Origin of the sequence: Microbacterium jejuense, assembly GCF_019511665.1 — a bacterium.
Lineage (GTDB): Bacteria > Actinomycetota > Actinomycetes > Actinomycetales > Microbacteriaceae > Microbacterium > Microbacterium jejuense_A.
On sequence record NZ_JAEUAW010000004.1, the window covers coordinates 327397 to 351137 of the forward strand.

The 23741-nt window shown below is 71.2% G+C and carries 31 protein-coding genes; 17 read left to right on the forward strand and 14 right to left on the reverse strand.

The annotated features are described in order from the left end of the window. Nucleotides 1-57: 57 nt before the first annotated feature. The 7 genes from JNB62_RS07430 to xseA are packed head-to-tail and all read right to left on the reverse strand — an operon-like array spanning nucleotide 58 to nucleotide 6581. A complete protein-coding gene (locus tag JNB62_RS07430) occupies nucleotides 58-714 on the reverse strand; it encodes a response regulator transcription factor (protein ID WP_220300221.1) in 657 nt (218 codons plus the stop codon). After that, a complete protein-coding gene (locus JNB62_RS07435) occupies nucleotides 711-2219 on the reverse strand; it encodes a sensor histidine kinase (protein ID WP_220300222.1) in 1509 nt (502 codons plus the stop codon). The genes JNB62_RS07430 and JNB62_RS07435 overlap by 4 nt, the downstream gene beginning before the upstream one ends. Nucleotides 2220-2264: 45 nt before the next feature. Further along, complete coding sequence (locus JNB62_RS07440; RefSeq protein ID WP_220300223.1) at nucleotides 2265-3659, reverse strand: class II fumarate hydratase; 1395 nt, start codon at nucleotides 3657-3659, stop codon at nucleotides 2265-2267. A 46-nt stretch (nucleotides 3660-3705) separates the two neighbouring features. After that, nucleotides 3706-4317: a carbonic anhydrase gene (locus JNB62_RS07445; RefSeq protein WP_220300301.1), complete on the reverse strand. Its 612-nt coding sequence runs from the start codon at nucleotides 4315-4317 to the stop codon at nucleotides 3706-3708. Nucleotides 4318-4352: 35 nt separating this feature from the next. After that, nucleotides 4353-5000: a DUF4245 family protein gene (locus tag JNB62_RS07450; RefSeq protein ID WP_220300224.1), complete on the reverse strand. Its 648-nt coding sequence runs from the start codon at nucleotides 4998-5000 to the stop codon at nucleotides 4353-4355. Then, nucleotides 5000-5254: an exodeoxyribonuclease VII small subunit gene (locus JNB62_RS07455; protein ID WP_220300225.1), complete on the reverse strand. Its 255-nt coding sequence runs from the start codon at nucleotides 5252-5254 to the stop codon at nucleotides 5000-5002. Before JNB62_RS07455 ends, JNB62_RS07450 begins: the two co-directional genes overlap by 1 nt. A 10-nt stretch (nucleotides 5255-5264) precedes the next feature. After that, the gene (gene xseA, locus JNB62_RS07460) at nucleotides 5265-6581 is read right to left on the reverse strand and encodes an exodeoxyribonuclease VII large subunit (protein ID WP_220300226.1); all 1317 of its coding nucleotides are present in this window, start codon (nucleotides 6579-6581) and stop codon (nucleotides 5265-5267) included. Between the two features lie 104 nt (nucleotides 6582-6685). Here xseA and JNB62_RS07465 point away from each other — a divergent pair, with 104 nt between their 5' ends. Genes JNB62_RS07465 through JNB62_RS07485 form a run of 5 tightly spaced genes read left to right on the forward strand, consistent with a single transcriptional unit; the run spans nucleotide 6686 to nucleotide 10148 of the window. After that, a complete protein-coding gene (locus JNB62_RS07465; protein WP_220300302.1) occupies nucleotides 6686-7726 on the forward strand; it encodes a 4-hydroxy-3-methylbut-2-enyl diphosphate reductase in 1041 nt (346 codons plus the stop codon). Then, a complete protein-coding gene (locus JNB62_RS07470) occupies nucleotides 7723-8301 on the forward strand; it encodes a DUF6264 family protein (RefSeq protein ID WP_220300227.1) in 579 nt (192 codons plus the stop codon). Before JNB62_RS07465 ends, JNB62_RS07470 begins: the two co-directional genes overlap by 4 nt. 42 nt (nucleotides 8302-8343) lie before the next feature. After that, nucleotides 8344-8895: a sigma-70 family RNA polymerase sigma factor gene (locus JNB62_RS07475; RefSeq protein WP_220300228.1), complete on the forward strand. Its 552-nt coding sequence runs from the start codon at nucleotides 8344-8346 to the stop codon at nucleotides 8893-8895. After that, on the forward strand, nucleotides 8892-9587 hold the full coding sequence (locus JNB62_RS07480) for a zf-HC2 domain-containing protein (RefSeq protein ID WP_220300229.1): 696 nt from the start codon (nucleotides 8892-8894) through the stop codon (nucleotides 9585-9587). Before JNB62_RS07475 ends, JNB62_RS07480 begins: the two co-directional genes overlap by 4 nt. Before the next feature lie 9 nt (nucleotides 9588-9596). Next, nucleotides 9597-10148: an MOSC domain-containing protein gene (locus tag JNB62_RS07485; protein WP_220300230.1), complete on the forward strand. Its 552-nt coding sequence runs from the start codon at nucleotides 9597-9599 to the stop codon at nucleotides 10146-10148. 96 nt (nucleotides 10149-10244) lie between these two features. Here the strand turns inward: JNB62_RS07485 and fbaA are convergent, their stop codons facing one another. After that, complete coding sequence (fbaA, locus tag JNB62_RS07490) at nucleotides 10245-11276, reverse strand: class II fructose-bisphosphate aldolase (RefSeq protein ID WP_220300231.1); 1032 nt, start codon at nucleotides 11274-11276, stop codon at nucleotides 10245-10247. A 190-nt stretch (nucleotides 11277-11466) separates the two neighbouring features. Here fbaA and glpX point away from each other — a divergent pair, with 190 nt between their 5' ends. Continuing rightward, nucleotides 11467-12456, forward strand: coding sequence for a class II fructose-bisphosphatase (gene glpX, locus JNB62_RS07495; RefSeq protein WP_220300232.1), 990 nt, complete (start codon nucleotides 11467-11469; stop codon nucleotides 12454-12456). A gap of 141 nt (nucleotides 12457-12597) precedes the next feature. Then, entirely contained in the window at nucleotides 12598-12810 is a 213-nt protein-coding gene (locus JNB62_RS07500; RefSeq protein WP_191171974.1) for a UDP-N-acetylmuramyl pentapeptide phosphotransferase, read from the forward strand. A 21-nt stretch (nucleotides 12811-12831) separates the two neighbouring features. On the opposite strand, the gene JNB62_RS07505 is transcribed toward JNB62_RS07500, so the two are convergent. Beyond that, nucleotides 12832-14160: a DNA recombination protein RmuC gene (locus JNB62_RS07505; protein WP_220300233.1), complete on the reverse strand. Its 1329-nt coding sequence runs from the start codon at nucleotides 14158-14160 to the stop codon at nucleotides 12832-12834. Nucleotides 14161-14216: 56 nt separating this feature from the next. Then, nucleotides 14217-14819: a 3'-5' exonuclease gene (locus tag JNB62_RS07510; protein ID WP_220300234.1), complete on the reverse strand. Its 603-nt coding sequence runs from the start codon at nucleotides 14817-14819 to the stop codon at nucleotides 14217-14219. Nucleotides 14820-14895: 76 nt separating this feature from the next. On the opposite strand from JNB62_RS07510, the gene JNB62_RS07515 reads away from it, so the two are divergent. Both JNB62_RS07515 and ychF read left to right on the forward strand, forming a co-directional pair. Next, entirely contained in the window at nucleotides 14896-15669 is a 774-nt protein-coding gene (locus tag JNB62_RS07515; RefSeq protein ID WP_220300235.1) for a class I SAM-dependent methyltransferase, read from the forward strand. Between the two features lie 51 nt (nucleotides 15670-15720). Then, nucleotides 15721-16794, forward strand: a complete 1074-nt coding sequence (gene ychF, locus JNB62_RS07520; RefSeq protein ID WP_220300236.1) for a redox-regulated ATPase YchF — start codon at nucleotides 15721-15723, stop codon at nucleotides 16792-16794. A gap of 8 nt (nucleotides 16795-16802) precedes the next feature. Here ychF and JNB62_RS07525 read toward each other — a convergent pair whose 3' ends face one another. Next, nucleotides 16803-17360: a dihydrofolate reductase family protein gene (locus JNB62_RS07525; RefSeq protein ID WP_220300237.1), complete on the reverse strand. Its 558-nt coding sequence runs from the start codon at nucleotides 17358-17360 to the stop codon at nucleotides 16803-16805. 146 nt (nucleotides 17361-17506) lie between these two features. Here JNB62_RS07525 and JNB62_RS07530 point away from each other — a divergent pair, with 146 nt between their 5' ends. Further along, a complete protein-coding gene (locus tag JNB62_RS07530) occupies nucleotides 17507-18199 on the forward strand; it encodes an alpha/beta fold hydrolase (protein ID WP_220300238.1) in 693 nt (230 codons plus the stop codon). 47 nt (nucleotides 18200-18246) lie between these two features. Beyond that, a complete protein-coding gene (locus tag JNB62_RS07535) occupies nucleotides 18247-18711 on the forward strand; it encodes a hypothetical protein (protein WP_220300239.1) in 465 nt (154 codons plus the stop codon). A gap of 61 nt (nucleotides 18712-18772) precedes the next feature. On the opposite strand, the gene JNB62_RS19170 is transcribed toward JNB62_RS07535, so the two are convergent. Next, nucleotides 18773-18973 carry a hypothetical protein gene (locus JNB62_RS19170; RefSeq protein ID WP_223230992.1) on the reverse strand — a complete coding sequence of 67 codons (201 nt, stop codon included), beginning with the start codon at nucleotides 18971-18973 and terminating at the stop codon, nucleotides 18773-18775. Next, a complete protein-coding gene (locus JNB62_RS07540; protein ID WP_223230993.1) occupies nucleotides 18964-20145 on the reverse strand; it encodes a pyridine nucleotide-disulfide oxidoreductase in 1182 nt (393 codons plus the stop codon). Before JNB62_RS07540 ends, JNB62_RS19170 begins: the two co-directional genes overlap by 10 nt. Nucleotides 20146-20240: 95 nt before the next feature. Here JNB62_RS07540 and JNB62_RS07545 point away from each other — a divergent pair, with 95 nt between their 5' ends. The 6 genes from JNB62_RS07545 to JNB62_RS07565 all read left to right on the forward strand — a co-directional run bounded on the left by JNB62_RS07545 (nucleotide 20241) and on the right by JNB62_RS07565 (nucleotide 23131). Next, nucleotides 20241-20636 (forward strand): MmcQ/YjbR family DNA-binding protein, encoded by a 396-nt coding sequence (locus tag JNB62_RS07545; protein WP_220300240.1) that lies wholly within the window; start codon nucleotides 20241-20243, stop codon nucleotides 20634-20636. A 72-nt stretch (nucleotides 20637-20708) separates the two neighbouring features. Beyond that, a complete protein-coding gene (locus tag JNB62_RS07550) occupies nucleotides 20709-21185 on the forward strand; it encodes a GNAT family N-acetyltransferase (protein ID WP_220300241.1) in 477 nt (158 codons plus the stop codon). 90 nt (nucleotides 21186-21275) lie between these two features. Then, nucleotides 21276-21566, forward strand: a complete 291-nt coding sequence (locus tag JNB62_RS07555) for a hypothetical protein (protein WP_220300242.1) — start codon at nucleotides 21276-21278, stop codon at nucleotides 21564-21566. A 33-nt stretch (nucleotides 21567-21599) separates the two neighbouring features. Further along, entirely contained in the window at nucleotides 21600-22427 is an 828-nt protein-coding gene (locus JNB62_RS07560; RefSeq protein WP_220300243.1) for a DNA-formamidopyrimidine glycosylase family protein, read from the forward strand. A 38-nt stretch (nucleotides 22428-22465) separates the two neighbouring features. Next, complete coding sequence (locus JNB62_RS19400) at nucleotides 22466-22588, forward strand: hypothetical protein (RefSeq protein ID WP_018172270.1); 123 nt, start codon at nucleotides 22466-22468, stop codon at nucleotides 22586-22588. Nucleotides 22589-22621: 33 nt separating this feature from the next. Then, nucleotides 22622-23131 carry a hypothetical protein gene (locus JNB62_RS07565; RefSeq protein ID WP_220300244.1) on the forward strand — a complete coding sequence of 170 codons (510 nt, stop codon included), beginning with the start codon at nucleotides 22622-22624 and terminating at the stop codon, nucleotides 23129-23131. Here the strand turns inward: JNB62_RS07565 and JNB62_RS07570 are convergent. Then, a complete protein-coding gene (locus JNB62_RS07570; RefSeq protein WP_220300245.1) occupies nucleotides 23118-23726 on the reverse strand; it encodes a carboxymuconolactone decarboxylase family protein in 609 nt (202 codons plus the stop codon). The genes JNB62_RS07565 and JNB62_RS07570 overlap by 14 nt on opposite strands. Nucleotides 23727-23741: the final 15 nt, after the last annotated feature.

Consider the following 23741-nt stretch of genomic DNA (forward strand, 5'->3'; position numbering starts at 1 on the left):
GGCGTCCCCCAGCGCCGGGGGCTTCTTCGTCCTTGCGATCCTGCGGGAAGGCCACCGTCACTCCCAGCGGTATCCGGCTCCCCGCACCGTCACGATGTGGTCCGTCCCGAGCTTGCCACGCAGATAGCGGACATAGACGTCCACCACGTTCGAACCGGGGTCGAAGTCGAGGCCCCACACGCGGCTGAGCAGCTGTTCCCGGCTGAGCACGCGTCCAGGGTTGCGCAGGAACTGCTCGGCCAGTGCGAACTCGCGGGCCGACAGGTCGACCTCGCGGCCGCCGACGGTCGCGCGCCGGGCCAGGATGTCGAGCACCACGTCGCCGTGCGAGACCGACACGCCCTGCTGCGGCACGCTCTCCCGCAGCCGCGAGCGCACGCGCGCGAGCAGCTCTTCGAAGGTGAACGGTTTGGGGACGTAGTCGTTGGCTCCGGCATCCAATCCGGCGACGGTGTCGCGCGTGCTGGAACGCGCCGTCAGCATGATCACCGGCACCGCCGAACCCCGGGAGCGCAGCTCGCGCAGCACCTCGAACCCGTCCATGGTGGGCAGGCCCACGTCGAGCAGCACGAGGTCGGCGTCGCCGCGCAGCGCCGCCTCCAGCGCCTCGGGACCGTCGTCGACGATCATGGTGTCGTATCCGGCGGATTCGAGCCCGCGGCTGACGAACGCGGCGATCCGCGGCTCGTCCTCGACGATGAGGATCCTCGTCATCCCGACGCCTCCCGTTGCAGCACGACATCGCCCGCGCGCACGGGAGCCGGCAGTTCAGCCTCGACCAGAGGCAGGTGAATGGTGAAGGTCGCGCCCCCGCCCGGCGTGTCGGTCACCGCGCAGTGCCCGCCATGTCCCTTCGCGATCGCGTCGACGATCGCGAGACCCAGTCCTGAGCCGCCGACCGTGCGGTGCACGTGGGCGCGGTCGAACCGGCGGAAGATGCGCACGCGCGCCGCCGGCGGGATGCCGGCACCGTGGTCGCGCACCCACAGTCGCGCGCCGTCGACCTGCGTCGAGCTTCCGATCTCGATCGGGCTGCCGGCCGGCGTGTACTTGGCGGCGTTGTCGGCCAGCTGGAGCCATGCCTGCAGCAGGCGGTCGCTGTCGCCGGCCACCGTGCCGTCGGCATGCGCCTCGACCGTCCACGTGTGATCGGGGATCACCGCGACGAGCTCGCCCACGCGGGCCGTCAGCGCCGCGAGGTCGACCGGCGACATCGTGTACGAGTCGGCCTCCGCGGCGGCGAGCAGATCGATGTCTTCGACCAGGCGCGCGAGCCGGTCGAGCTCCGAGATCCCGATGTCGCGGGCCGAGGCGACGTCGACGGCGTCCCGCGGGTTCATGAGCTCGAGGTGCCCGCGCACGATCGTGATGGGGGTCTTGAGTTCGTGGCGCACATCGTCGAGGAGCTGACGCTGCACGTCGACGGACCCTTCGAGCCGGTCCAGCATCGAGTTGACCGTGCGCGACAGGTCGGCGATGTCGTCGTTGCCGTGCGGCTCCAGACGCGCCGACAGGTCGCTGATCGAGATCGAGTCCGCCGTCTCGCGCAGGTGCCGGATCGGCGACAGCAGCCGGCCGGTCACGAACCACCCGACGACGCCGACGGCCGCCAGCACCGCCAGCGCGGCGATGATGTAGGTCGTCATGGCGAACGTCACCGGCTGCAGCTCGGCCCCGAGATCGATCGCACGGATGTAGAGACCCTGGTGAGAGTCTCCGGGCATCGACACCGGGATGGCGATGTACCGCAGCGAGCCGCTGTCGGTGGCAACGGTGCCCATCTTCGTCGCGCCGTTCTCGGTATCGGCGATGGCACGGTCGATGAGCTGCTGGTCGTCGGCGATGCTGAATCCCGACAGCGTCGACGGCACCCAGCGCGGCACCCCGTCGACGAGTGCGAGCGACGCCTCGTTGCGCGCGGGCACGAGGCGGGCCACGACCGCCTTCAGGTACTCGTCGATCGACGAGTACTGATTGATGTCGAGGTCGTCCGTCGCCTCGGAGGCGCCGTCGCTCCCCGCGGGCGCAGTCGGATCCTGAGCCACCGCCTGCAGGGACTCCACCTGGGTCTTGAGCCGTTCGTTGACGTTGCTGATCGCCTGCTCCCGCTGGACCACGAATGTCACGCTGCCGACGATCGCGAGCCCGACGCACGCCACCGCCAGGATCGCCGAGAGGATCCTGACGCGCGCGGGGATCGGGCGTGTCGAGCGGGACATGTCCTGATTATCCCGCCGACCCGGCACGTGCGGCACAGGGGCTTTTCAGCCCGGGTGCGTCATCGACAGCAGGTCGAGCTTCTCGTCGAGCTGCTCGAGCGTGAGCTCGCCGCGCTCGACGTAGCCGAGGTCGATGACCGCCTCGCGCACAGTGATGCCCTTCGCCACCGAGTGCTTGGCGATCTTGGCGGCTGCCTCGTACCCGATGAGCTTGTTGAGGGGCGTTACGATCGACGGGGACATGCCGGCGTACGCTGCCGCGCGCTCCACGTTGGCCTCCAGGCCCGCGATCGTCTTGTCTGCGAGAACGCGCGACACGTTGGCGAGCAGTTCGATCGACTCCAGCACGGCGCTGCCCATGATCGGGATGGCGACGTTGAGCTCGAACGAGCCCGACGCGCCCGCCCACGCGACCGTCGCGTCGTTGCCGATGACGCGTGCGCACACCATGAGCGTGGCCTCGGGGACGACCGGGTTGACCTTGCCGGGCATGATCGACGACCCCGGCTGCAGATCCGGGATGTGCAGCTCGCCGAGACCCGTGTTCGGGCCCGAGCCCATCCAGCGCAGGTCGTTGTTGATCTTCGTGAGCGAGACCGCGATGGTGCGCAGCGCACCGGAGGCCTCGACCAGGGCGTCACGGTTGGCCTGCGCCTCGAAGTGGTCCTTCGCCTCGGTGATGGGCAGCTCGGTGTCGTCGACGATGAGCTGGATCACGCGCTGCGGGAAGCCGAGCGGCGTGTTGATGCCGGTGCCGACGGCCGTGCCGCCGAGCGGGACCTCCGCGACGCGGGGGATGACCGCCTGGACGCGCTCGATGCCGAGACGGATCTGGCGGGCGTAGCCGCCGAACTCCTGGCCGAGGGTCACCGGCGTCGCATCCATCAGGTGCGTGCGTCCGGACTTGACGACCTCTTTCCACTCCTCCGCCTTCGTCTCGAGCGCCACCGCCAGGTGGTCGAGCGCGGGGATGAGGTCGTCGATGAGCTCCTGAGTGGCCGCGATGTGGACCGACGTCGGGAAGACGTCGTTCGAGGACTGCGAGGCGTTGACGTGGTCGTTCGGGTGCACCGTCGTGCCGAGCGCCTGCGTCGCGAGGGTGGCGAGCACCTCGTTCATGTTCATGTTCGACGACGTCCCGCTGCCGGTCTGGTAGACGTCGATGGGGAACTGGTCGGCGTACTCGCCGGCGATGATGCGGTCGGCGGCGCCTGCGATCGCGTCCGCGATGGCTCCGTCGAGGGTGCCGAGCTCCTTGTTGGCCAGCGCCGCGGCCTTCTTGATGCGTGCCAGCGCCACGATCTGGGCGGGCTCGAGGCGATCGCCTGAGATCGGGAAGTTCTCGACGGCGCGCTGGGTCTGCGCGGCGTAGAGGGCGTTCTTGGGCACGCGCACCTCGCCCATGGTGTCGTGCTCGATGCGGTACTCGGTGTCGGTCACGTCGTCGTTCCTCACGTGTGTGCAGTGTTGGGTTCGGGGGAGTGGTTCAGGCGGCGGCGTCGTCGATGCCGACCGACACGACGGGCACGGCGGTGCCTTCGGCGAGCCGGTAGTTGGCGCCCACGATGCCGAGGGCGCCCGAGGCCACCGCGTCGCTGATCAGCTCGGACGACTGCAGGATGTCGGCGACCGTCGTGCTGAGGTGCTCGCGGCCGACCGCCTCCGCGTCGATCTCGGACGTCGCCACCGTTGCGCCGGCGCCTCGCTGGACGCGTCGCACGGCGGGCACGATCGGCGCGATGAGCCGCCAGATGTGGGCGGGCAGCGCCGGGGTCTCGGGGTCCGTGCTGTCGATGGCCGCGCGCACGGCGCCACAGGCGTCGTGCGCGAGGACGACGATGAGCGGCACCTTCAGCACCGCCACGGCGTACTCGAGGCTGCCGATCACCGACTCCGACACCACCTGGCCGGCGTTGCGCACGACGAACAGGTCGCCCAGCCCGTTGTCGAAGATGATCTCGGCCGCCAGGCGCGAGTCCGAGCAACCGAACAGCACGGCCTGCGGTCGCTGGCCGTCCGCGAGCTCATGACGTCGATCGACGTCCTGGTGCGGATGCTGCGGCTCTCCGGCGACGAAGCGCGCGTTGCCGCGCAGCATCTCGTTCCAGACGTCGGCGGGCGTCGGGGCGTCGGTCACGGGGCCTCCTGGCGAAGTGCGGTGATCTGGTCGGTCACGGTCCGTGCGGTCTCTTCGAGCTGGCGCGCCGCGGTCGTGCCGTAGATGAGCACGGTGTCGGGGCCGGCGTCGGTCGACAGCGCGACGGAGATGTTGCCGGTGCGCTCGGGATCCAGCTCGTAGCGGTCCCACGTGATGCCGTCGATCGTCACGGTGCCGTCGGGAGCGGAGCCTGACAGCACGCGCGTGACCCACGACTCGTCGGCGTCGAAGCCCTGCGAGACGTTGACGAACCCGCGCTCGTCCTCGTCGGCCGGCGCGTAGACGACGTTGAACGCCTTCACGCGTCCTTCGCCCTCGACGGCGGCGAGGTTCACGACCCACTCGTCCGACATCTCGGGGACGATCACCGTGCGCCCCTCGGCGGTGGCGACCCGTTCCGCGGCGGCCGCGACATCGATCGGCTCGCGCTCGGGCGCGGACCCGCGGGGGACCGCGAACATGATCACGACGACGACCGCGAGCGTGGCCAGGAGCGCCGCCACGAGGTTGCGGACGTTCTGGCTCGACCGGTAGACGCGGGAGGACTCCGCCTTGCGTGCGGCGGTCTCGTCGGGTGTCTCGGGACGGCCGAGCTCAGCGACGATGCGGGGCTCGCGGGCCATCAGCCGGCACCGTTCCCCTCGCCACGTGCGGCGCCGTCCGCGTTCGCGCGTGCGGCGTCGAGCCGGCGCTTCGCGCCCAGCAGCCATTCCTCGCACCGCGCGGCGAGTGCCTCGCCGCGCTCCCACAGCGCCAGCGAGTGCTCCAGCGTCGGGGCACCCTGTTCGAGCTCGGCGACGACGCGGACGAGCTCGTCGCGCGCCTGCTCGAAAGAGAGCGACGCCACGTCGGAAGGGGCCTCGGTCGACGCGGTCATGCTCTCTATCCTACGTGGCGGGCGGTTCCGTCCTCGCCGGTGTCACGGCCTCGGCGACCTCCCCGTCCGAGTGGGCGGAGAACGACCCCCGTCCGACGGTCACGACGAACGGGGTGGATGCCGGAGCCTGCGCGGCATCGCGCACGATGACCCCGTCACCGAGGTGGGCGATGGCGTAGCCGCGGGCGAGGGTCGATGCGGGCGAGAGCGCGCGGAGCGTCGCCCGCAGCTCCGCGGTGCGCCGCTCGTGCTGCTGCAGGGCGCGGTCGACGCGGTCGCGGCCGCGCGCGGCCAGCAGCTCCACCTCGTGGGCGCGTGTCGTGAGCATCGCCTCCGGCGTGCGCAGGGCGGGGCGCGACCGCAGCTGCTCGAGCTGCGCGATGTCGTGCCCGACCCGTTGCGTGAGCCGCATCGTCAGGCGCGCGCGCAGCTGCCCGACCAGGGCGCGCTGCTCGGCGACGTCCGGGACCACGCGCTTGGCGGCATCCGTCGGCGTCGACGCGCGCAGATCGGCGACATCGTCCAGCAGGGGGTGGTCGTTCTCATGGCCGATCGCGCTCACGACAGGAGTGGATGCCGCGGCCACGGCGCGCAGCATCCGCTCGTCGCTGAAGCCGAGCAGGGTCTGGGGGTCTCCGCCGCCGCGGGCGATGACGATGACGTCGACGTCAGGATCGGCATCGAGCGCCTTCAGCGCGGCGATCGTCTCGGGCACGCAGCGATCGCCCTGCACGGCGGCGTACTTCGTGCGGAAGCGCACCTGCGGCCAGCGCAGCTCGGCGTTGCGGTGGACGTCCTTCTCGGCATCCGAGTTCTCGCCCGTGATGAGGCCGATGACGTGGGGGAGGAACGGGATCGGCTTCTTGCGTGCGGCGTCGAACAGGCCCTCCGCGCGCAACTGGGCGCGCAGGCGTTCGAGGCGCTCGAGCTGATCGCCCAGGCCCATGTGCCGCATCGCCGAGACCGAGAAGCCGAAGTCGCCGCTCTTGACGTAGTAGTCGGCCTTGACGCACGCGACGACATGGTCGCCGACCTTGAGGTCGCCAGGCAGGCGGTCCCGCGTCGACGACCAGATCCGGAATGAGACGGTGGCGTCGGTGACGAGGTCCTTCAGGCGTCCGAAGACGTTGCCGCCGCGGAGGTTGAACGCCGTGATCTCGCCCTCGACCCAGACCGAGCCCCAGTTCTGCACGAATCCGCGGATCGTCTCGTTGAGGCGCGCGACGGACGTCGGGGCGTCAGGGCGCGAGTCACGAGGGCGGACCGAGTCAGCCGGGGGTGGTTCGCCGGGGACCGCGGTGGGCTGGAAGGAGGTGGGGGATGCCACCCGGTCACGATAGTCCACGGTGTCGACAGCGGGGAGGGCCGCACGCCGGGCTCGCGTCCAGGAGCCGCCCCTAGAATCGAGGGGTGAGCAGCAGCACCGTGAGCATGCCCGTCCCGCGCGTCCCGCGGCGGCGCGAGCCGCTCCAGGACATCGCCGGCACCGGACGCAAGCGGGTGCTGCTGGCGTCGCCGCGCGGCTACTGCGCCGGCGTCGACCGCGCCGTGATCGCCGTCGAGAAGGCGCTGGAGCGCTTCGGCGCACCGGTGTACGTGCGCAAGCAGATCGTCCACAACATCCACGTCGTGACCGAGCTCGAGAAGCAGGGCGCGATCTTCGTCGACGAGGTCGACGAGGTGCCCGAGGGTGCCCACGTCGTGTTCAGCGCGCACGGGGTGTCGCCCGCGGTCGTGAACGCGGCATCCGATCGGGGTCTTCGCGCCATCGACGCGACCTGCCCGCTCGTGACCAAGGTGCACCGCGAGGCTGTGCGGTTCGCGCGCGACGACTTCGAGATCCTGCTCATCGGCCACGAGGGTCACGAAGAGGTCGAGGGCACGGCGGGCGAGGCACCCGAGCACGTCACCGTCGTCAACTCGCCCGACGAGGCCGACACCATCGAGGTGCGCGACCCGTCCAAGGTGGTGTGGCTGTCGCAGACGACGCTGTCGGTCGACGAGACCATGGAGACCGTGCGCCGCCTGCGGGCGCGGTTCCCGCAGCTGCAGGACCCGCCGTCGGACGACATCTGCTACGCCACCCAGAACCGTCAGGTCGCGATCAAGAAGGTCGCCAAGGACGCCGACCTCGTGATCGTCGTCGGCTCCGCCAACTCGTCCAACAGCGTGCGCCTCGTCGAGGTCGCGCTCGAGCACGGAGCGAAGGCGGCGTACCGCGTCGACTACGCCGACGAGGTCGAGCAGGCGTGGCTCGAGGGCGTCGAGACCGTCGGCGTCACCAGCGGCGCCTCGGTCCCCGAGGTGCTCGTGCAGGAGGTGCTCGACGACCTCGCCGCCGCCGGCTACCGCGATGTGGAGCAGGTGCGCACGGCCGAGGAGGACCTCATGTTCTCGCTCCCGAAGGAGCTGCGTCAGGATGCCGCCGGCAAGCGCGACGACCGTGCCCTGGGTGGACGGAGCCGCTCGTGAGCGACGGCGAGGCACGCCCGCGCCCTCAGTACGGCGAGTACGCCAGCCCCGAGGAGCAGCGCGCCCGCATCCAGCAGCCCGCCCCGGCGTGGCAGCAGCCCGTGACGCCGGCCGTGCCGGTCGTGACCGAGGCTCCGGGCGCCGGCATCCCTCAGGCGCAGCAGGATGCTGACGCCCTGTCGGCGGGCGCTCCCGTGCGACCGCGCCTGGTGGACCGCGTCGTCACGATCGCGCTGCTGGTGTACGGACTGTTCAACGTCGTGACGTCGTTCCCGTCGTTCCTGGACTACGGCGCATACGCCGAGACGATGTTCGCGGTGATGGGGCTGGACGTGACCCTGTCGGATCCCGCAGCGGGGCGTCCGTGGGGTATCGCGGCGGCCGTGGTGCTGGCGCTCGGATGGATCGCCACGGCGCTCGTGTCACTGTGGAGCCTGCGCCGCGGGCGGCTCACGTGGTGGATCCCGCTGGCCGCGGGCATCCTGTTCACGCTCGTGACGGGAGTGCTGATGGCGATTCCGCTGATGAGCGACCCCGCCGTCGTGAAGGCGCTGCTCGGCACGACCGGCGGTTGAACCTCGGGCGCATGCGTCTCGTGTCCCCAGCGGAGGTGACGGATGCCGCGAACCAGGCTCGATGACGGGTCAGGCCCCGGCGGCCGGGCGACGCGACGTGACGCCGCGCGGCTGGAGGCGCTGTACGACGCCCATGCGGCGCCGCTGTGGCGCTACGTCGTGCACCTGACCGGCGACCGGGCCGGCGCGGACGACATCGTGCAGGAGACACTGCTTCGTGCCTGGCGCACGCCGAGGATCCTGGAGGAGGACCCGTCGACGACGCGGTCGTGGATGTTCACGGTGGCGCGCCACCTCGTCATCGACGAGGCCCGCAGCGCGCACCGGCGGCGCGAGGTCGATGTGGCCGAGGTGCCCGAGCGGGTCGCGGGCGACGGCACCGACGCGCTGTTCGAGGCGATCATCGTCGAGGAGGCGCTGGCAGCCCTGTCGGCCGAGCATCGGGCCGTCGTGGTGCGTGCCTATTATCGCGGGCTCTCGGTGGCCGAGATGGCGGGCGAACTGGAGATCCCGCCCGGCACCGTCAAGTCGCGGCTGCACTACGGACTGCGCGCGCTGCGGCTCGCCCTGCAGGAGAAGGGGGTGACCCGATGAACCCGGACCACTCGCGATTCGCGGACTGGGACGCCGCCTATGTGATGGGGGCGCTGAGCGCGGCCGAGCGCCGCCTCTATGAGGAGCATCTGGACGGATGCCGGCTGTGCCGTGACGCGCTCGCCGACCTGGCGCCGACGCTCGGCCTCCTCGCCCGCGTGTCGCCCGACCGGGCGGAGGCGCTGCTGGACGCCGGCGGACAGCCCGGACCGGATCCAGCGGCACGGGCACGGCTGGTCTCCGTCGGGGGACGTGTGAGCCGCCGTCGGCGTGTCGCCGTCTGGGCGGGCGTGCTGGCCGCAGCGGCGGCGGTCGCGGTCGTGGCGGCGTTCGGGATCGCGACCGCCGTGGCCCCGGCGGTGCGTCCGGCCGAGACCGTCGCGCTGCAGCCTGTCACCGACGTCCCGCTCACCGCGACGGTGCAGCTCACCGACGTCGCGTGGGGTACGCGCATCGACATGAGGTGCGAGTACGGGACGAGCGGCGACCCGTACGCGCCCGAGCAGGAGTGGCCGTACGTGCTGGTGGTCACATCGACGGATGGGACGACCAGCGAGCTGTCGTCGTGGCGCGCCGGCCCGGGATCGACGGCACGGCTCCAGGCGGGCACGGCGTGGGACTCGGACGAGATCGCATCGATCGAGGTCCGCGCGATGGCGGACGGGAAGGTGCTGCTGCGAGGCACGCCCTAGGCTGAGCGGATGCCTCGCCTCGTCGCCGTCTGCGCCGTCAGACAGCTCCGTCCCGACCCCGGCGCCGTCGGCGTCACCGCCATCGACAAGGGTCCGCTCGACGGACCTGTGCGCGTCGGCGCCTACGGCGTGTACGCCGACGTGCAGGCCGATCGCAAGCATCACGGTGGGCTCGACAAGGCGCTGTACGCGTACGCGGAGGAGGACGCAGCCTTCTGGGAGTCTGAACTCGGCCGCGAGCTGCCGCCCGGATGGTTCGGCGAGAATCTGCGCGTCGAGGGGCTGGATGTGAACACCGCGCGGATCGGGGAGCGGTGGCGGATCGGCCAACGCGTCGAGGTCGAGGTGACGATGCCGCGCACGCCGTGCCAGACCTTCGCCCGCTGGGTGGGCGGAGACGATGCTCGAGGGTGGGTCAAGCGGTTCTCGAACGAGCGCAGGCTCGGTCCCTACCTCCGCGTGGTGCAGAGCGGGCGGGTGCAGGCCGGCGACGAGATCGTCGTCGTGCACCGGCCCGCGGACGCACCGGGGCTGCTCGATCGCTACGTGGATCCCGAGTAGGGCCGCGGCCGCGCAGGGGCGCACCGGGCGAGACGACGGATGCCCCGGCCCGGGCCCACGAGGGACCTGGGACCGGGGCATCCGATCGCTTGCGGGTTACGCGGCGAGGCTCTTGCCCGCGGAACCGAGCTGCTGCGTGGCCTCGACCACACGGGCGGCCATGGCGGACTCGGCGAGCTTGCCCCACGCGCGCGGGTCGTACGCCTTCTTGTTGCCCACCTCGCCGTCGACCTTCAGCACGCCGTCGTAGTTCTGGAACATGAAGCCCGCGACCGAGCGCGTGAAGGCGTACTGCGTGTCGGTGTCGATGTTCATCTTGACGACGCCGTTGGCGACCGCGAGGGCGATCTCTTCGTCGGTCGAGCCGCTGCCGCCGTGGAACACGAGGTCCAGCGGCTTCGGGCCGGTGCCGAAGCGCGACGCGATGCCCTCCTGGATCTCGCCGAGGAGCTCGGGCTTGAGCTTGACGTTGCCCGGCTTGTAGACGCCGTGGACGTTCCCGAAGGTGAGGGCGGCGATGTAGCGGCCCTGGTCGCCCAGGCCCAGCGCCTCGACGAACTGCGCGACGTCGCCGGTGGTGGTGTAGAGCGCGTCGTTGGTGCCCTCGTGCTTGACGCCGTCCTCCTCGCCGCCGACGACGCCGATCTCGACCTCGAGGATCGCGTTGATCGCCTTCATGCGGGGGAGCAGCTCCTTGGCGATCTCGATGTTCTCAGCGAGCGGCACCGCCGAGCCGTCCCACATGTGGGACTGGAAGATGGGGTTGCCGCCTTCGGCAACGACCTGCTCGGACGCCTTGATGAGCGGCAGCACGAAGTCCTCGAGTGCGGGCTTCGGGCAGTGGTCGGTGTGCAGCGCGACCGTGATGGGGTAGTTCTTGGCGACCTCGTGGACGAAGGCCGCGAACGCGAGCGCTCCGGTCGCACGGCCCTTGACGGAGTGCCCGGCGAAGTAGTCGGCGCCGCCCGTCGTGACCTGGATGATGCCGTCGGAGCCGGCTTCGGTGAGGCCCTGCAGGACGGCGTTGACCGACTGCGAGCTGGCGGCGTTGATGGCGGGATACGCGAAGCCACCGGCCTTCGCGCGGTCCAGCATGTCGGCGTACTGCTCGGGGGTGGCGACGGGCATGAGTGCTCCCTTTAGTAGATGCGGGTCACGAAGAATCCTACCGAAGGCGGATTTCGTGAGTCGGATGCCGGCGGCCCGGGCTCGTCCGGGAAAACCGCGTCCCTGACGCTCGTGAAAGAAAAGCGATTCCTTCGTGTCCAGCCGGCCGAAAGTCCAGGAGAAGGCACGGGAGCCTGGCTAGGCTGACCGCATGGTGAGCCTGACCGCGGATATGAGTCCTCTGCACCCCGACCGTAACCTCGCGCTGGAACTGGTGCGTGCGACCGAAGCCGCGGCGATCCGCGCGGTGCCGTTCATCGGACGCGGTGCCAAGGAGGCGGCGGACGGCGCCGCCGTCGACGCGATGCGGGCGTTCTTCACGACCGTCAACTTCGACGGCACCATCGTCATCGGCGAGGGCGAGAAGGACGAGGCTCCGATGCTCTACAACGGGGAGCGCGTCGGCAACGGCCGCGGGCCCCGGGCAGACGTCGCCGTCGACCCGATCGACGGCACCTCGCTGACTGCGGCCGGGCGCAACAACGCGCTGTCGGTGATCGCCGTCTCCGACCACGGCACGATGCTCGACGCGTCGAGCGTGTTCTACATGGACAAGCTGGTCACCGGCCCCGCCGGCGTCGGCGTCGTCGACATCCGCCTGCCGATCGGAGAGAACATCCGCCTGCTGGCCAAGGCGCTCGGCAAGCCGGTCGACGAGATCGTGGTGTCGGTGCTGCACCGTCCGCGCCACGAGCAGCTCATCGACGAGATCCGCGCCGCCGGCGCCGGTACGCGGCTCATGAGCGACGGCGATGTCGCCGGCGGCATCAACGCCGCTCGGCACAACGCCCGCACCGACATGTGCGTCGGCATCGGCGGAAGCCCCGAGGGCATCGTGACCGCATGTGCCATCAAGGCGCTCGGCGGACACATCCAGGGCCGGCTGTGGGCGCGCGACGACGACGAGAAGCAGCGCGGACGGGACGCCGGCCTCAAGCTCGACGGCTACGTGTACGAGGCGGATGAGCTCGTCAAGGGCAACAACACGATCTTCGTCGCGACGGGCGTGACGGACGGCGCGCTCGTCGCGGGGGTGCGTCGCGAAGGCGGCTACGTCTATACCGAGAGCGTCGTGCTGCGCGGCGCTTCGGGCACGCTGCGCCGCATCTCGTCGGAGCACCTCGTCTCCAAATGGCTGTGACGCGGCTTGCGTGACCGTTGTGACTCAAGTGACCGGTGATGCTCCTGTGACTGTTTCGTGACCTGAGCGGCAGAGAACTCTGGCAGAATCGACCTGGTGTCGAGGGGGACACGAAGGTGTTCCTGACGCAAGGAGTTGACGATGTCTGCGCAGTCCGGTGACTCGTCGCAGCCCCAGACGGGCGCGCATGCCGTGGTCGCGAACGCGATCGATCCCGCTCGTCGACCGGACGTCCTGCTACGCGTGCGACGGGACGAGGGCCACGAGATCAGCGCGTGGTGGATGATCGGCGCGTTCGTCGGCGTCTCGGCGGCCGTCATCCTGCTGCTGAGCTTCGTTCCCGGCGGCGCCTGAGCCTCGTCGTCGCCCCGGGGCTCAATCTCGGGAGGACGCGATGCGCGTGCGCACGTCGCCGAGTTCGGCCTCCGCGGCCCGCGGCTCCGCATCCGGAGCGGTCGTCGGCGACTCGAGCCCTGGCAGCGTCTCGTCGAGCATCTCGGGTGCGGTGAGCCGTCGGGGACTCTTCTCGATCGTCGCGGGTTCGGCCACGGCGTCGAGCTTGGTCGCGTCGATGCCGGGGAACTTCCGCGCACTCACGAGCACGCGGGTCTCGAGCGAGCCCGCGAAGCGGTTGTAGCTGTCGACGGTGCGCTCGATCGCGCGGCGCAGATCGTCGGCGTGCGAGGCGAGCGAACCCAGGCGCTCGTAGAGCTGATTGCCGAGGTCGAACAGGGCCCGCGCCTCTTGCGACACGTCCTGCTGCGTCCACGTGTAAGCGACGGTCTTGAGCACCGCCCACAGGTTGACCGGCGACGCGAGCGCGACGCGCCTGCCGAAGGCGTAGTCGAGCAGGGCGGGGTCCTCTCCGAGAGCGGCGGCCAGCAGCGACTCGCTCGGCACGAAGCACACCACGAACTCGGGGCTCGACGAGAGCCCGGCCCAGTAGGTCTTGCGCGCGAGCGCGTCGACGTGGGCGCGCACCGCCTTGACGTGCTTGTCGAGCAGGCTCTGACGGCGCGCGGCTTCCGCCCCCTGCGCGGTCACGGGGATGGCGCTCGCCTCGAGGAACGCGTCGAGCGGGACCTTGGCGTCGACGGCGATCGCCTTGTCGCCGGGAAGGCGGATCACCATGTCGGGCCGGCCGGCTCCGGCATCCGTCGTGATGGAGGTCTGCAGGTCGAAGTCGACGTGGCGCGTGAGCCCCGCCGCCTCGACGACACGGCGCAGCTGCGTCTCGCCCCACACTCCGCGCGTGCTGCCCGAGCGGAGTGCGCTCGCGAGCGACTCGGTCGTCGCCCGCAGCGCCTCGTCGGACTCGTGCGCACGCCGCAGCTGCTCGGCGAGCGTGCCGAACTGCGTGTGCCGATCGCGCTCGAGGTCGTCGACCTTGGCGTGCATCGCGGCGAGGGTCTCTTGCACCGGCGCCAGAGCCCGCAGCACGGACTGCTCGCGGCGCTCCCGCTCCTCGCGGGCGGCCTGGTCGTGGCGCGCCTGCCCCGCGAGCTCGCGGTACAGCAGCAGCTGGTGGTCGAGCTGGGCCTGGACGCCCTGACGTGCCGCCTCGGAGGCCGCCAGCCGCGCGGTGAGCTCGGCGTGGTCGCGCGCGCCGCGCGCGGCTCCGCGGGCGAGGCCCATCGCCCATCCGGCGATCGCGCCCAGCACGAGGGCGACGATCACCACGACACTGATCACGACGGCATCCATGCCCACATCGTGCCCCGGGGCTCCGACATCGCCGCGGCGGCGGGCCGCGGCATCCCTCACGCGACGGCGAACGAGACGGCCGGCGCGTCCGCCGACGCCAGCTGCGACACGCGCACGCCGACAGCCTCGGCGAGCTCGTCGATCGAGCCCGCCCCGACGCGGCGGGCGGCGTCGATCATGACGTGCGCGCACGCCAGCGCGTCGGCGGTGGCGTTGTGGTGCGGGAAGTCGGCGAACCCGGCCTCGGCGGCGACGAACGGCAGCCGGTACGACTCGAGGCGGTACACCCTGCGCGCGACCTGCAGGCTGCACGCGTAGCGGTAGGCGGGGAAGTCGTCGCCGGTCGCGTCGCACGCGCGCTTGATGACCGCCATGTCGAACCCGGCGTTGTGCGCCACGAGCACGTCGTCACCGGTGAACGCGACGAGGTCCGCGAGCTGGTCGCTCCAGCCCGGGGCGCCCACGACGTCCTCGGGCTGGATGCCGTGGATGCGCACGTTGAGCTCGAAGAAGACGTCGTGGCCCGCGGGCGGCCGGATGAGCCAGCCGGTCTGGTCGACGATCTCGCCGTCGCGGACGCGGACGAGCCCGACCGCGCATGCCGACGCGTTGCTGGAGTTCGCCGTCTCGAAGTCGATCGCGGTGAAGTCCAGTGCCACGCCTCCAGACTCACCCGGCCGCGCCGCATCCGGCAGAAGGCGCGCCGGGAGCGGCACGCGGTCATAGGGTCGGAGCATGGCCAGTCGCGAAGAGATGTCGCTGTCGTTCGGTTCCGCCGCAGGTGCCTATCAGTCGGGTCGCCCCGACTACCCGCGCGAAGCCGTGGACTGGATGCTGGAGCCCGTCCGCGAGCACGACCGGGCGCTGCGGGTCGCCGACGTCGGCGCCGGCACCGGCAAGCTCACGCGCACGATCGTCGAGGCGGGCGCCGAGGTCGTCGCGATCGACCCGGACTCCGACATGCTGACCGCGCTGCGCGAGAACGTCCACGGCGTGCCCACCTTCGTGGGGACGGCCGAGCGGATGCCGCTTCCCGACGCATCCGTCGACGCGGTGCTGCTGGGCCAGGCGTGGCACTGGGTCGATGTCGCCGCGGCGTCGGCCGAAGCGGGACGCGTCCTGCGCGCGGGAGGCGTGCTGGGCCTCGTGTGGAACATCCGCGACGAGTCCGACCCGTGGGTGGCCCGGCTGACGGCGGCCATGCACGGGAGCCACGCCGAGGAGATGCTCGCCGGCGACGGGCCGCGCGTCGCCGCCCCGTTCGGAGGCCTCGACGAGCGGCGGTGGGCCTGGACCCGCACGCTCACGCGATCCGCGCTGCTGGACATGGTGGCATCCCGCAGCTACATCATCACCGCGACGGAGGCCGAGCGCGCGGAGATCCTCGCGAGCGTCGGAGACCTGTTCGACGAGCGCCGCCGCACCGAGGCCGCGACGACCGGCGCCGACGGAGCCGAGACGATCACGCTGCCGTACCTGACGCGCGCGTACCGCGCCATCCGCCCCTGACCGAGCCGCGCGGCCGGGCGCGGCATCCCGCCCCAACTAGACTGGGTGCCCGTGGCTCTCACCATCGGAATCGTCGGACTCCCGAACGTCGGCAAGTCGACCCTCTTCAACGCCCTGACCAAGAACCAGGTGCTCGCGGCGAACTACCCGTTCGCGACGATCGAGCCCAACATCGGCGTGGTCAACCTGCCCGACCCGCGGCTCGACAAGCTCGCCGAGATCTTCGGTTCCGAGCGCATCCTGCCGGCCGCCGTGTCGTTCGTCGACATCGCCGGCATCGTGCGCGGCGCCTCCGAGGGTGAGGGGCTCGGCAACAAGTTCCTCGCCAACATCCGCGAGGCCGACGCGATCGCGCAGGTGGTGCGAGGCTTCGCCGACGATGACGTCGTGCACGTCGAGGGCACCGTGAACCCGCAGAACGACATGGAGACCATCAACGCCGAGCTGCAGCTGGCCGACCTCGAGACGCTCGAGAAGGCCATCACGCGGTACGAGAAGGAGGTGCGCGGCAAGAAGCTCGATCCCGCGGTGCTCCAGACCGCGATCGACGCGCGCGACGCGCTGCAGCGCGGCGAGCTGCTGTCGGCCTCGAAGATCGACCTCGCCCCGATCAAGGAGCTGGGCCTGCTTACCGCGAAGCCGTTCATCTTCGTCTTCAACGTCGACGAGAGCGTTCTGACGGATGCCGCGCGCAAGGCGGAGCTCGAGGCCCTGGTCGCCCCCGCGAAGGCCGTCTTCCTCGACGCGAAAATCGAGTCCGAGCTCATCGACCTCGATCCCGAGGACGCCGCCGAGCTGCTGGCGTCGACAGGTCAGGACGAGTCCGGCCTCGACCAGCTCGCCCGCATCGGCTTCGACACGCTGGGCCTGCAGACCTACCTCACCGCGGGCCCCAAGGAGGCCCGCGCGTGGACCATCGGCAAGGGCTGGAAGGCCCCGCAGGCGGCCGGCGTCATCCACACCGACTTCGAGAAGGGCTTCATCAAGGCGGAGGTCATCTCGTTCGACGACCTCGTCGAGACCGGGTCCGTGGTCGAGGCCCGCGCGAAAGGCAAGGCGCGCCTGGAGGGCAAGGACTACGTCATGCAGGACGGCGACGTGGTGGAGTTCCGCTTCAACGTCTAGGCCGCGCCTCAGCGAGGGGTCGGGTCCGGACGCGAGTAGGTCAGGGCGAGGTTGCCCTTCGGAAACGACCTGACGTCGATCAGCTTCAGCCGCGTGAGCCGGGTGAACAGCGGGCTGCCCCCGCCGTGCGCGAAGGGGCCGACCAGCAGGTGGTACTCGTCCACGAGGTCCGCGCGGACGAGCGCCTGGGCGAACCGCACGCCGCCGTGCGCGAGGATCGGGCCGCCGTCCTGCGCCTTCAACCTCGCGACCTCGGTGGCGAGATCCCCGGAGCAGACGGTCGTCGTCTCCCACGGGGTGTCGATCGGCGAGCGGGAGAAGACGACCTTCGGGATCGAGTTCATCGCGTCGGCCTCGGGTCCCTCCTGGAACGGCCAGTACCCGGCCATGTCGCGATAGGTGCGGGCGCCCATCGCGTGGACACCCGCCGAGCCGAGCACCGTGGCCATGTGCGCCACGAACTCCTCGTCCTCGTCGTACTCGAAGAAGAAGTCGTCGCGTACGCCGGCGGGCGCTGCGGCGTACCCGTCGAGGGAGAGGCTCTGTCGGAGGACCAGCGGGCGCATGACGACTCCCACGGTACCCAGCCCCGTCCCCTCCGTCGATGCCGTGTCGTCCGCGGGGCCCTCAATAGAATGGAGCCCAGGGCGGGCGCGTCCGCTCGGCCTGCCGTGCGCGTCCTGTCCGCCTTCGACCCACGAGAGGAAACACCTTGGCTGACACCCAGATCTTCGAACCCGACGGCCGCGCGATCCCCTTCGTCGACGAGGGGACCAACAGCGGTCCCGCCGTGGTGCTGATCCCGGGTCGGGGCCTGAACATCAGCTACCTGGGCCCGCTGGCCCACGCGCTGGTCGAGGAGGACTTCCGCATCGTGCGCATCGGGCCGCGGCATCCCTCTTCCGCGGCGGACGCCGTCGTGTCGATGCATGACCTCGCCCAGGACGTCGTCGACGTCATGGACCACATCGGTCTCGGCCACGCCTGGGTCGGCGGCCATGCCTTCGGCGGATCGGTCGCCCGCGCCGTGTCTCTGGACCACCTCGACCGCGTCGGCGGCGTGCTGCTGCTCGGCGTCGAGGGCGCCGAGCAGACCGACGAGCTGAACGCCGGCGGCTCCGAGATCCCCGAGGGCGCCCGCGACGCCGAAGTCGACGCCATGCAGCGAGCGGCTCAGGATGCCACACCCGACCTCGAATGGTCGTCCCTGGCTCCCGCCGTGCCCGTCCTGGTGATCCAGGGCACCGAAGACACGCTGACCCCGGTCGCGAACGGCGAGCGCCTGCAGCAGTCCGCCCCCGACCGGGTGAGCGTCGTCGCCGTCGAGGGCGGAGGGCACCTGTTCCCGGTCACGCACGTCGGTGCGACGTCGTGGCCCATCGAGGACTACCTCGACTGGGACTGACCTGCGAGTTCGGCGCGGCGCAGCGGCCGACCCGCTAGCTTCGGAGGATGTTCTGGACGCGAAGCGGCCCCGCCGTCGTCGGGATGATCCTGCTGGGCGCGGCGATCGGCGCGGTGCTCCTGCTGCTGATGTCCGTCTTCATGTCGGATCGCGGTGAGGGCGGGCCGGCGATGGCGTTCCTGATGGCGGTCATCGGGCTCGTGTACGGGGGGCTGTACGGGCTCGTCCCGGCAGCGCTGTGCGCGGCACTGCTTCTCACCGACCTCCGCGGCCGTCGCTCCCCGAGCTTCCGCATCGCGGTGGGCACCCTCGGCGCTGCGGTCGGCGCGGCGATCCCCGAACTCGTCTTCTTCGCGCGCGCGCTGTTCCCCTTCGCCGACGCCTGGGTGTACTTCCCGCGGTACATCGCGATCGGCGTGGTGATGGCGGCGATCTCCGCCGTGGTCGCCGCCCCGCTTCTCGCCTGGGGCGAGCGGCGGAGCAGCCGCGCCGTGGCGCACGCCGTCGCGTGAGGGCGCGCGCCGTGCGGGCCGCTCGCATCGGCGCCGGTTCAGCCGGGTGCCGCCTCCGCGTTCACCGTGCGGCGAATCCGGCCAGTCGCGCGCGGCCCGCGCCGACGTGCTCCCGCGCGCGCGACGCGGCCGCGATGACGTCCGGGTCGTCGGCGCGGTCCGCGGGGATGCGCGCGGGGTTGAGGGTCGTCGAGTTCGACCACGTGCGAAGGTCGGTCTCCTTCGCCATCGCCAGCGACGCATCCCCGCCGATCACCTGCATGCGCGCCCAGTCCGCCGTCGTGTTCGCGTAGGGGGAGGGGCGGCAGACGCGGTTCTTCTCGGCGTCGTCGTCGCGCGTCGCCTCGACGTGACCGACGAGCGCGGCTCCGAAGCAGGGGAACCCGACCCGCACCGGCTGCGGGGTGATGGCCTCGGGCGTCCAGATCGGCCGCAGTCCGGGTACTTCAGGCCCTCGGCGGCGCAGTGAACGACGAGCGCGTCGGCGGGGATGCGCACATCGCCTCCGTCGAATCGGAGGCGTCCCGGCGCGACGGACCGAAGGTGTCCTCGCCGGACGACGTCGTCGATCGTCCGCGCCAGCTCGAGCTCCCATCGGGCGAGCGTCGGCGTCTTGGCCATCGTGGGGGTCACGCGGGAGTCGATGCGGAGCATGATGCCGGCATCCTCCAGCCGGAGGAAGAGGTCGTCCGGATCGTCGGCCGCGGCCGCTGCGGCCATCGTGTCGGCGCCCATCCCCAGGAAGATCGCGGGGTCGGGCTGGACGACGGCGCGATTGAGCAGCCACGGGTCCCGCGGCCGGACCCACGTGATCGCGTCGGGTCCCACGCCGCTGCACAGCAGCCACACGCAGGTGTCGATCGCCGTCTTGCCCGCACCGACGACGACGTACCTCGACGGCGTCGTTGCGCACGTGGCGAGGTCGTTGACCGGGACCACCAGGGCGCCGCTTTCGACGGCGAACGGAGGCGGTGTCCGCGAGGGGATGTCCGGCGAGAGGTACCTCGCGTCGACGATGCGCGCACGCGGGGCGTGGAAGCGCGCGCCGCTGACGATGGACCGGAAGCGTCCATCGCCCATGTAGTCGCTCCGCCCGTGGAACACCACACGGCCGGTGGCGACGAGTCGCTCGAGCACGCGGGCGTAGTACGCGCACACCTCGGCGACGCCGGCGCGCTCGTGCAGTCCGCGCTCGGGGCCGGTCGTCTGCACGCGGCCGCCGCCGAGCAGGGTCGAAGCCACGCCGTAGAAGGCCGACGCCTGATGCAGGCGCACGAAGCCGTAGGCGTCCAGCCAGTGTCCCCCGGATCCGACCCGGCGATCGACGAGCGCGACCGACACGTCCGAGGACGCGTCGACGAGGGCGTCGACGAATGCCATCCCCATGGCCCCAGCCCCGACGACGACGTAGTCGACGTCGACGATCGTCTCCATGCGCCCATCAGAGCAGGGGGCGGAGGGCGGGTCAATGGCTGGCGCGTCCGGCAGTAGGGCGGCCGCGTGTCGGCGGTCGCGCGTAGTCTCGCGGTATGGCTGCCACGCTCGATGATCTGCGCCGCATCGCGCAGGGGCTTCCGGGCAGCGAGGAGCGGCAGACGACCGGTGGCGCGGCGTGGTTCGTGCGCAGCAAGCTGTATGCGTGGGAGTGCCATCCGTGGCCGAGCATCCCCGAGGACGTGCGCGCCATCGTGGCGTCGGAGCTCGTCGTCGGCGTGAAGATCGCGGATCCCGACGATGCGCTCGCGCTCCGGCAGATGGAGCCCGGTGTCTTCCTGCCCCCGACGACCCGCTGGGGTGAGCCGAAGATCGCGTTCCGCATGGCCGGCATCGACCCCGGCCACTTCGCCGAACTCGTGACGGAGGCGTGGCGCGTGCAGGCGCCGAAGTACCTGAGGCGCGAGCATGATGAGTCCATCGGCCTCTGATCGTCGCGACCGAGTGGCGGCGGCGGCGCCCGGTGCGGCATCCTTCGATCAGGGCGACCCGTGAGGAGGCGCATGGCGGACGTGGAGATCAGGATCGCGCGCGATGACGAGCTCGAAGAGGTCGTGCGACTGCGGTGGCTGTGGACGACCGAGCGGGGCGCCCAGGCCGAGACCGACGAGGAGGCGTTCGTGCGAGGCGCGGCAGCCTGGGCGCGGGCACACCGCGAGACCCATGTCCCGCATGTCGCGATCGACCCGGACGGGACGGTCGTGGGCATGGCATGGCTGGCGCTCACACCGCGTGTGGCGAGCACCCACAGCCTCGACCGCTGGTCGGGAGATCTGCAGTCGTGCTACGTGCTGCCCGAGCGACGCGACACCGGGATCGGGGGCCGGCTCGTCGAGGCCGTTCTCGCCACCGCACGCGAGCGGGGCGCGGAGCACGTCACCGTCCATACGTCGCCGGGCTCCATCCGGATGTACGCGCGTCATGGCTTCCAGCCGAACGACCGCCTGCTGTGGGCCGACGGGTCGCTGGCCGGAGGCTGACCGCCCCCGACGGGGCGACGCGCGCCTGCACGGCCGGGCCTCGTAGTCAAGCCCCTCCCTGCGGGTCGTGCGAGGGGCGACCCTCAGGTCATGCACACAGACGACATCCACCAGCTCGAGCTCACGCCGCTGGCAGACCGGTGCTGGCGACTCTGCGACCGCAACGTGGCGGGAAGCGACGCGGCAAGCGTCGTCGCGTACGTCGAGCTGCTGGACGACGGCGTCTACGAGGCGGTGTGGGTGTCGGTCGGCATCGGCTCCGCCCGCTTCGTGACGCTCGAGTCGCTCTTCGGCGCGGCGCTGGAGCTCATGGCGCAGTCCATGAGCTTCGGCCCATTCAAACCGTCGCCGATCCCGCACCGGCCGCCCGCGCACGCGTGACGGCGTGTCGGCGCCCGGTGGCAGGATGGGCGCATGCCTGAGTCACCGGAAGTCGAGGCCCTCGCGCAGTTCCTCGCGCACGAGGCGTCGGGCCGCGAGATCCGCGGGGTCGACGTCCTGGAGTTCCGCGCGGTCAAGACCCGGTCGGCGCCGCCCGCAGGCCTCGTCGGCCGCACCATCACCGGCGCCGCTCGGCACGGCAAGCATGTGGAGCTGGTGCTCGACGCCGGCAGCCTGGTCGTGTCGCTCGGTCGCCACGGCTGGATGCGGTGGCTCGAAGCGGGCGCACCCGAACCCGACGCCGAGCTGCCGCCCGCGCTGGCCGCGATCGACCTCGACGGCGGCGCGACCCTTCAGGCGACGGATGCCGGCACGTGGGTGTCGCTCGGACTCCATGTGGTCGGCGACGCGAACGAGGTTCCCGCGATCGCCAAGCTCGGTCCCGACCCCGCCGACGCCGCATTCACCCGCGCCGACTTCGACAGTGCGCTCGGCCGTCGCCGCAAGCAGGTGAAGGCCATCCTGCAGGAGCAGGAGTCGCTCGCGGGCATCGGCAACGCGTACTCGGACGAGATCCTGCATCTGGCGCGCGTGTCGCCGGTGGTCCACGCCGCGGCGCTCGACGATGCGGGCGCGCAACGGCTGTTCGACGCGACCGTGGCGACCATCCGGGGCGCCATCGACGCCCGGCGCGGCATCCCGATCGATCGCCTGAAAGCCGACAAGGTGGCGTCGATGCGGGTGCACGGGCGCGCGGGCGAGACCTGCCCGGTGTGTGGCGACACGATCCGGGATCTCGCGTTCGCCAGCACGACCGCCCAGTACTGCCCCACATGCCAGACCGGGGGAGAACTGCTGTGATCGGCCGCGCGACGCCGCCCACGGGTAGCATGGGACGCATGAGCACCCCGCAGCAGCCGGCCACCATCACCCTCGCGCCCGTGCCGGACGACAAGAACCTCCTCACGGTCGTCGACGCCGGCGACTCGTGCTGCGGCGGCGGCAGCTGCAGCATCGGCTGACGGGCTCGCGGTGGATCGCCGGTCGGGGTCGCGATGACCGACGAGCAGCTGCACATCTCTCCGCGCGTCGCGCGCATCCTGATGTCGGAAGAGGCCGTGTACGGCCTCATCCTCGTCTCGGGCATGATCGTCGTGAGCGGCACCCTGGTGGGCACGTCGGCCAATGCGCTCGTGACCGTCGCCGTCACGGTCTTCGTCTTCTACCTGGCGCACGTCTACGCGGGCACCCTCGGGCGCCTCGCCGCCACCGACGGCGGTGCGCGCCTCAGCACGAGCATCCGCGAAGCCGCGCGTCATTCCCTCGGCATGATCATGGCCTCGGTCGCCCCGATCGTGATCCTGCTGCTGGGCACCACCGACCTCATCGACGACATGACCGCCATCTGGGTCGCCCTCATCGTCAACGCCGTGCTGCTGGGCGTGCTCGGCTGGATCGCCGTCGCCCGCTGGACTCCGCGCTTCTGGCCTCGGCTGCTGAGCGCCCTGATCACCGCGGGGTTCGGTCTGGTGCTAATCGCATTGAAGGCCTTCATCCACCACTGACGTCACGCGCCGTCGCGCTGTGCGGCGTCGCTTCGCGCAACGCCGACGACAGTGCCGGACTGAGCCCGGGAACCTCGTCGACCGGCACCGCCAGCGCCTGGAGGGCGCGGCTGAAGAAGTTGCGGGCGGCGGCTGCGAGGGTCACATCGACGATCTGTCGATCCGAGAAGCCGACGTCGCGCAGGCGCTGGCTGTCGGCGTCCGTCATGCCGGCGGCATCCGTCGACAGCCTCTCTGCGAACTCGAACACCGCGAGGTCCGCCTCGTCCAGCCCGCCGCCAGGTTCGTCGCGGACCAGGGCGGCCAGCTGGTCCTCGTCGAACAGGCCCGCGCGCAGGCTCTTACGCCCGTGCGCGAGCAGGCAGTGCTGCGAGCCGATCGCCCGCGCCGCACCCAGAGTGGCGAGCTCGTACGTGCGCAGGCCGATCGACGGGACGATCGCCCTGATGAGCGCTTCGAATGCCTGGTGGGCCTCGGGGTTCAACGCCATGGCGCGCGTGTGCGCATAGACGATGCCGTCCTCGCGCAGGTCGCCTTCGTACATGTCGGCGACGTGACCGGTGGCGGTTCCGATCTCGGGGGTGGTGACGATCATGGGTGCCTCCCAGCA